We start from the raw sequence: 6,636 nt of genomic DNA, 5'->3' as shown, positions 1-6,636 counted from the left end.
CGTCAACAAAAAAGCTGATGTCGTTCGGGTCTACCTGCCGCCGGACGCCAACTGCCTACTCTCGGTGGTCGACCATTGTCTGCGTAGCCGCCACTACGTCAATGTCGTGGTCGCCGGGAAGCGCGCGATGCCGCAATGGCTGAGCATGGACGATGCGGTGGTCCACTGCACCGAGGGAATCGGCATCTGGGAATGGGCCGGAAACGACCGCGGCGTCGAACCGGATGTGGTCCTCGCGTGCTGCGGAGATACTCCGACCCTCGAAGTGCTGGCGGCGGCGTCGATCCTGCGGGAACAGCTGCCCGAGTTGAAGATTCGGGTGGTCAATGTGGTGGACCTGATGAGGTTGCAGTCGGCCAGCGAGCACCCGCACGGGCTCAGCGATCGCGACTACGACGCCCTGTTCACCACCGACAAACACATCATCTTCGCCTTCCACGGCTACCCGAGCCTGATCCACCGACTCACCTATCGCAGAACCAACCGCAATCTGCATGTGCGCGGCTACAACGAAGAAGGCACCATCACCACCGCCTTCGACATGCGGGTGCAGAACCGGTTGGACCGTTTCCACCTCGTCGCTGACGTCATCGACCGGGCGCCCCAGCTCGGCGCGACCGGCGACTACCTGAAGCAGTCGATGGCCGACAAACTCGTCGAACACAACCGCTACATCAACACCCACGGCCAAGACCTGCCCGAAATCCGCAACTGGACTTGGAATCCACCGCAAATAAACTCGACACCAGTGATCGGCGCGCGGACCGTGTTCGCAGAGTTCCCCGTCGGTCGGAGACGGCGCGGCAACACGCCGACATCCGGCGTACGGACCAATCGCCATGACCGCTGACGCGCCGCATTTCGCGCCGCCCCGCTCCGCGGGCACACCCGAACCGGGTCACGACTTGAAATCGGCGCTCATGCCCGAGCTGGAGGAAGAGCGGACCAAAGACTCAGGATTGACTGAGACACGAACTGGAGGTTGATCATGCCCGACACCTTGGTGGATGTCGACATACTCAGGGCCGCAGTGCAGTTGGCGTGCCGGGCCCCGTCGTTACACAACAGCCAGCCCTGGCAATGGGTTGCCGAGGGTGTGGGGCTGCACCTGTACGTCGATCACACCCGGATTCTTCCCTCCACCGACAAATCGGGGCGGGAAGCCCACATCAGCTGCGGCGCCGTGCTCGACCATCTACGCGTCGCGACAGCGGCAGCCGGGTGGACAGCCAACGTCGACAGATTTCCCGACCCGAATAAGCCCGATCATATTGCGTCACTCGATTTCAGCCCTATGAGCCTCGTCACCGATGGCCATCGCCGCCGGGCCGACGCGATCCTGCGGCGCCGCACCGATCGGCTTCCCTTCGCCGCACCGAGGAACTGGGAGTCCTTGAAACCTGTGCTGTGCGACGCCGTCGATGCCGGCACAGTTCATCTCGACGTAATAGCGGACAAGCTGCGCCCGGAACTAGCCAGGGCGTCACAACTTACCGAATCGCTGCGGCTCTACGATTCCTCGTACCATACCGAATTGTATTGGTGGACAGGCCATTATGAGAACTCTGATGGTATTCCACGCAGTTCGTTGGTGTCGGCGGCCGAAAATGATCGGGTCGACGTCGGAAGGACCTTCCCGGTTAGCGCTCACAACGAGCGGTCGGTCGGCATCGGACAAGACCAGTCCACAGTGCTGGTTCTGTCCACCGACAAGGACACCCGCGATGACGCCTTGCGGTGCGGCGAAGCGTTGTCCGCGGTGCTATTGGAGTGCACGTTGGCCGGCATGGCGACATGCACACTGACCCATCTCATAGAACTACAGTCCAGCCGCCACCTCGTCGGCACCTTGACCGGACGGGCAGCCATGCCGCAACTTCTGATCCGCGTCGGCGAAGCCCCTGTCCTTGACGAGGCACCCGCCATGACGCCGCGGCGGCCACTTTCCGATGTTCTGGCGTTTCGCCCCCGGAGCCGAGAAATTCAACCCGGAAGCCCTCGAGAGTGAGACCAAGGCGCACTGCTATCTGCGACAAATGTCGAGTTTGTAGGCCCGGTCGGGGGTAGCACCAACTTTCGTGGCCGGGCCGGTGATGGCGTTCGTGAGCGGTACGCGGAGATCGCCGAGCGGGTGCAAGCGGTCTGCGCGAAGTATGACCTGCCCTACACCACCGGCCCACTCCGCTACCAGTACCTACTCGCCCTGCGCACGATCATCAAATTGGCCCGCCCGGGCCCGGAATCACCTGAAACTTCATGTACTGCAGTGCTTCTTGGTATTCGGCGAGTGGACGACCAATCGTTGGACGAGGATCTTCAGCTTTCGCAACTGGCGCCACCGCCGAGGTGCTCTAAGGTCACCGGGACTCGTGGCTTCCCGTTTGGATCAACCCCACAAACGGCTCCTGTTGAATTACTTTTCGTTGCCCTGCACGTCGGTCCACGCGCCCGCCGCGTAGCTATATGGGTCTTTGGCGCCGCACCGGATGACGTCGAGCCTCCCGTCGTTGTGCTTCACGAACACGTCACCGAACCGCATATATTTGTCGGTTGCGCCGTCTTGAAGTGTCACGGTAACTGTCATGGTTCAAACCTCCAGATGCGCCAGCAAAATGCCGGCAGGGATCGTGGGTGATCAGCCCACATGTGAATCAGTGAATAAAAAACGTGCGCATGAATTGGGGAAGCCGCGTGATGGGACCATCGCGGATCTGTACTCAGCGCACCTTCTCGGGAATCGAATTCAATGCGTCGAGAACATGTTCCGCCAGTTCGCTCGCCGCCTTGTCTCCGAGCTGGGAATGAGACCTGATGGTGTCACTGACCAGTTCGAGACGTTGGACGTAGGGTGATCGGAACGTCATTGGTGAAGCCGTCATAATTTCCTTTTCAGTCGAGCATGTTTGCTCGCAACCGAGCTGCCCGATACCTACAACGTTACGCCGCTTCTCGTCACTGGGGGTGAGTACGGGCACCCGGAATCCATCAGGTCCCAGGGGCACTCAGCCAATCCACACCAGTTGGTCGCTCGAACCTCCGAGAAGCGCGTCGTCGACAACCGCCGACACCTCACAACTTGCCGGGAGTAATCGCACCTTGTGGTTGCGTGAAGTGCGATTTCCGCGGCATCGCACCCGGTGGCCATGCGTGCCGGAGTCTGCCGCTGCGCCGGGAACGTCCCGTTCACCACCCACCACGGCCCGTTGACGAATTCCTCGGCGCCCGTATGGAAGTCCATCGGGCACAGCCCCAGCGCATACACGGAGGCAAGGTGGAGTCGGTCATTGCCGCGCAATCGATAAACGTCGTACGTGCTGCAACGTCGAGATCACCGCGATAGTCGCCTGAGCGCCCTGGTTATTGTCCACCCCGTCGGCGTGCAATCCCTCGTATCCGCCACCCGTATCCGGGTCCCACATCGGCTCTCCCGCGTCGTTGTCGCCCATGAACCAGGCGGCTGCGGCCCTGACGCCGGCGAGCCAGATCGGGTTCGTGTCGACGGCGGCGGCGCGCGCGCACGCATCGGCGAGTGTGGACACCTCGATGGGCTGCTGGTCAAAACCGGGCCTCGCGTCCTGGGCCCCTCGGCCCGCAGCGGGGGTGGGCGACAGATGCCCGTCTGCCGTTTCGAACGCGATTAGCCACGCCAACAGATCCAGTCCGTGCTGCCGCAGCGGCGCGTCGGCGAGCGCGACGCCCGCGGCGATCATGGCTTCAGGCAGGACGGCGTTCGCGTACGTCAGTCGCGACTCGGGCCACGGCCACGTGGGGTCGTAGTTCGGAGCGGGAACCGAAGTGGCGTAGTCGGTGAGCAGCGCGCGAGCCGCACCGTGTTCTGGATCAAAGGTGAGGAGTTCGGCAGCGCCCAGCGCCGCGAACGCCATCGCCCGCGGCCATGCCGACCGCTCCTGGGCGGCACGCTCAAACTGCATGATGGCCGACTGACGGGCCCAGGAGACATTGCTGCGCGCGGCCGCGGTCCCCAGACCCCAAATGCATAGCCCCCAGGCGTCATGCAGGGCTGGCTCGTCGACCCAGCTGCCCGTGCTGTCCATCTCACTACGGCATGCGCCGGTAAGGGCTTGCGCGTCGTTCAAGAATCGCAACGCGACTCCGGCCAGACCGTTCAGTGTTCTATCGGGCCCATGGTCTCGCGTGGCCACAACGAGCACCCGCGCCACATCGTCCGTGCAGTAACCATGCTCCGGCAGCGGCTCGGCGAGCCGCGCGTGCCCAAAAGTGCCGCGACGGTCGGTCAGCCGTAGCAGATGATCGAATACCGGTGCCGGGAATGTCGTGGTCATATGACCGCGCTGAACGTCGCCGGCCTGCGCAGTGGCGGTGCATACAAATACAGCATCCCAAGGCTCGGAGAACCGAAAAATCCTTGGCCCACAACGGGAATCGTTGACGGTCGAAACATAGGCAAAGTGTTCAAGGTGATCCCAACTGCCGTTGTCACCTGCGTGTCCAGCTCAAGCAGATGCACCGCGCGGTCAGCGGCAGACGGCTGACTCATCCCGGACTAGCTGGACTCCCAACTGATTTGACGATACACCTACAATGGTGTCGGCGCGACGAGATGGCTGTGGACGTCGGGTCGTGGGGTAGAGTCCGGGGATCGGGACCAACCAGGCCCCATGATGAAGGGGCCAGTGATGGCTGATAAGTCTCCTCGGCAAGCCATGAGCAAGAAGTCAGGAAAGTCGTTGAAGGAGAAACGCGCCGACAAGCAAACCAAGGCCGCCCGCCGCGCCGCGTCGACCGATGCATTATTTCACGACAAGAAGCACTGAAGCACAACGACTTTCGTCGCACACCTCTAGACGGCATCAAAACCGCGGCGAGTGACGGACACCTCAATCTCCGCAGAGTCGTCGCTTTGGCGGGATGGACGATGCGTCCGTCGTCCGCACACCGCCAGGGTTTGACAAGAACGAAATTGCCGGGCTTGCCCCTTGTAGCGATGTGCGGCAGCCGATAATCGAATTGGGTTGCGGTTCTTGATGTTTGGCTACCCGCTCTATTCGGCCGAGGTATTCCAGCCACTGCTCGGAATAGGCTGTTGGCAAACAGTTTTGCTGATCGGCGGCAAGGTCGGCCTGGGCGTGGACCCGTGGCGAATCCTGGCCCGTGCCTAGGTCTCCGTCGGCGTGGATTGCGCTGCAGTCCCCGCCGGCCGGGTAGGTCTGAGAATGGGTGATGTCCGCCTGATCGGCCAGCGTGATCGCTGGCATGGCCGTGTCGTGAGCGTGTGTGCGGCCGGCCTCAACAGGCGTTTTTCGTCAGCTGGCTGCTGCTCACCGACGAAGTGGTCGCGTTTGCCGTTTGACGGGTGGACCCGCGAGGTACGCTCCCGGAATGACGGTAAGACCGGCGCCCCGCCTTCCCGGACCGACCATGGCGGCGCGGGCCAGATGGTTGCTGCGAGCTCGCCCCGGCGACTACATGCTGGCGCTGAGCATGGCGACGGCTTCGCTGCCGGTGGTGGGCAAGCACCTCGAACCACTCGGCGGCGTGACCGCGATGGGCGTCTGGGGCTACCGGCACATACCGGGATTCTTGTCCACATCGGCGAAGTCCTGGCTCACTCCGGGCATCGGAGAGATCCGCAAGGCCGAGCGCGGCCAGACCCAAGCGGTGTCCGACGCTGCACTGCGTGGCGTCGTATCGGGCAAAGACCTCGACATCGAGTGGCCGGCCCCGGAACGGACGCCACCGTTCTGGAAGGCGCGGCAACACCGTCGGTACCTGCGTCGCACCTCGGTGCGGTACGGCAGCCACCCGGTGCAACTGCTCGACGTCTGGCGGCGGAGGGACCTGCCGGTCCGGCCGGCACCCGTGATGATCTTCGTGCCCGGCGGCGCCTGGGTGCACGGCGGTCGCCAGCTACAGGGCTATGCGCTGATGTCGCATCTGGCCGAACTGGGTTGGGTGTGTCTGTCGGTGCAATACCGGGTTTCGCCGCACCACCGCTGGCCCAGCCACATCACCGACGTCAAGACCGCGACCGCGTGGGCGCGCGCCAACGTCGACAAGTTCGGTGGTGACCGCAATTTCATTGCGGTGGCAGGGACTTCGGCCGGCGGACACTTGTCTGCGCTGGCCGGCCTCACCGGGAACGACCCCGAAATGCAGACCGACCTGCCGCCCGACTCGGACACGTCGGTGGACGCCGTAGTTGGGATCTACGGCCGCTACGACTGGGAAGACCGCTCGACCGAAGAGCGGGACCGCTTCGTCGATTTCCTGGAACGGGTGGTCGTCAAGCGCAGGATCGACCGTCACCCCGAGGTGTTCCGCCAAGCCTCGCCGATCGCGCGGGTGCATCCGGATGCCCCGCCATTCCTGGTGATTCACGGCAGCAATGATTCGGTGATTCCGGTGGAACAGGCGCGCAGCTTTGTCGAGCGGCTGCGGTCGGTGTCGCGTTCGGTAGTGAGTTACATGGAGTTGCCCGGCGCCGGACACGGCTTTGATCTGACCGATGGGGCCCGCACCGGTGCGATGGCGACCGCGGTCGGGCTGTTCCTCAACCAGGTCCACCGCAACCGGATGATCGCGGCCAAAGAGGTTATTTAGCAGCCGGCCGACTGTATGGTCGCCCCGTGGGGTTAAAAAACCGCGGAGTGTGCA

6 protein-coding genes and 1 pseudogene are annotated in these 6,636 nt (G+C 63.3%); 4 read left to right on the top strand and 3 right to left on the bottom strand.

From position 1 onward, the window contains the following. Together VNW74_RS00460 and VNW74_RS00455 are read left to right on the top strand one after the other, a co-directional pair. A pseudogene (locus tag VNW74_RS00460) lies at positions 1-850 on the top strand (hypothetical protein); the annotation flags it as partial. A 138-nt stretch (positions 851-988) separates the two neighbouring features. Next, the gene (locus VNW74_RS00455) at positions 989-2,008 is read left to right on the top strand and encodes an Acg family FMN-binding oxidoreductase (protein WP_325674637.1); all 1,020 of its coding nucleotides are present in this window, start codon (positions 989-991) and stop codon (positions 2,006-2,008) included. Positions 2,009-2,413: 405 nt separating this feature from the next. Here VNW74_RS00455 and VNW74_RS00445 read toward each other — a convergent pair whose 3' ends face one another. The 3 genes from VNW74_RS00445 to VNW74_RS00435 all read right to left on the bottom strand — a co-directional run bounded on the left by VNW74_RS00445 (position 2,414) and on the right by VNW74_RS00435 (position 4,304). Further along, positions 2,414-2,584, bottom strand: a complete 171-nt coding sequence (locus VNW74_RS00445) for a hypothetical protein (RefSeq protein ID WP_325674636.1) — start codon at positions 2,582-2,584, stop codon at positions 2,414-2,416. Between the two features lie 133 nt (positions 2,585-2,717). Further along, a complete protein-coding gene (locus VNW74_RS00440) occupies positions 2,718-2,864 on the bottom strand; it encodes a DUF6307 family protein (RefSeq protein WP_325674635.1) in 147 nt (48 codons plus the stop codon). A 417-nt stretch (positions 2,865-3,281) separates the two neighbouring features. After that, positions 3,282-4,304 carry a glycosyltransferase gene (locus VNW74_RS00435; RefSeq protein WP_325674634.1) on the bottom strand — a complete coding sequence of 341 codons (1,023 nt, stop codon included), beginning with the start codon at positions 4,302-4,304 and terminating at the stop codon, positions 3,282-3,284. Between the two features lie 354 nt (positions 4,305-4,658). On the opposite strand from VNW74_RS00435, the gene VNW74_RS00430 reads away from it, so the two are divergent. Then, positions 4,659-4,796 carry a hypothetical protein gene (locus VNW74_RS00430; protein ID WP_325674633.1) on the top strand — a complete coding sequence of 46 codons (138 nt, stop codon included), beginning with the start codon at positions 4,659-4,661 and terminating at the stop codon, positions 4,794-4,796. 565 nt (positions 4,797-5,361) lie between these two features. After that, a complete protein-coding gene (locus VNW74_RS00420; RefSeq protein WP_414686567.1) occupies positions 5,362-6,582 on the top strand; it encodes an alpha/beta hydrolase fold domain-containing protein in 1,221 nt (406 codons plus the stop codon). Positions 6,583-6,636 lie beyond the last annotated feature (54 nt).

The sequence above is a fragment of the Mycobacterium sp. genome (assembly GCF_035570115.1).
Classification (GTDB): Bacteria; Actinomycetota; Actinomycetes; order Mycobacteriales; family Mycobacteriaceae; genus Mycobacterium.
Note: the sequence above shows the minus strand (reverse complement) of the source record. Positions and strands in the feature narration are given on the sequence as shown.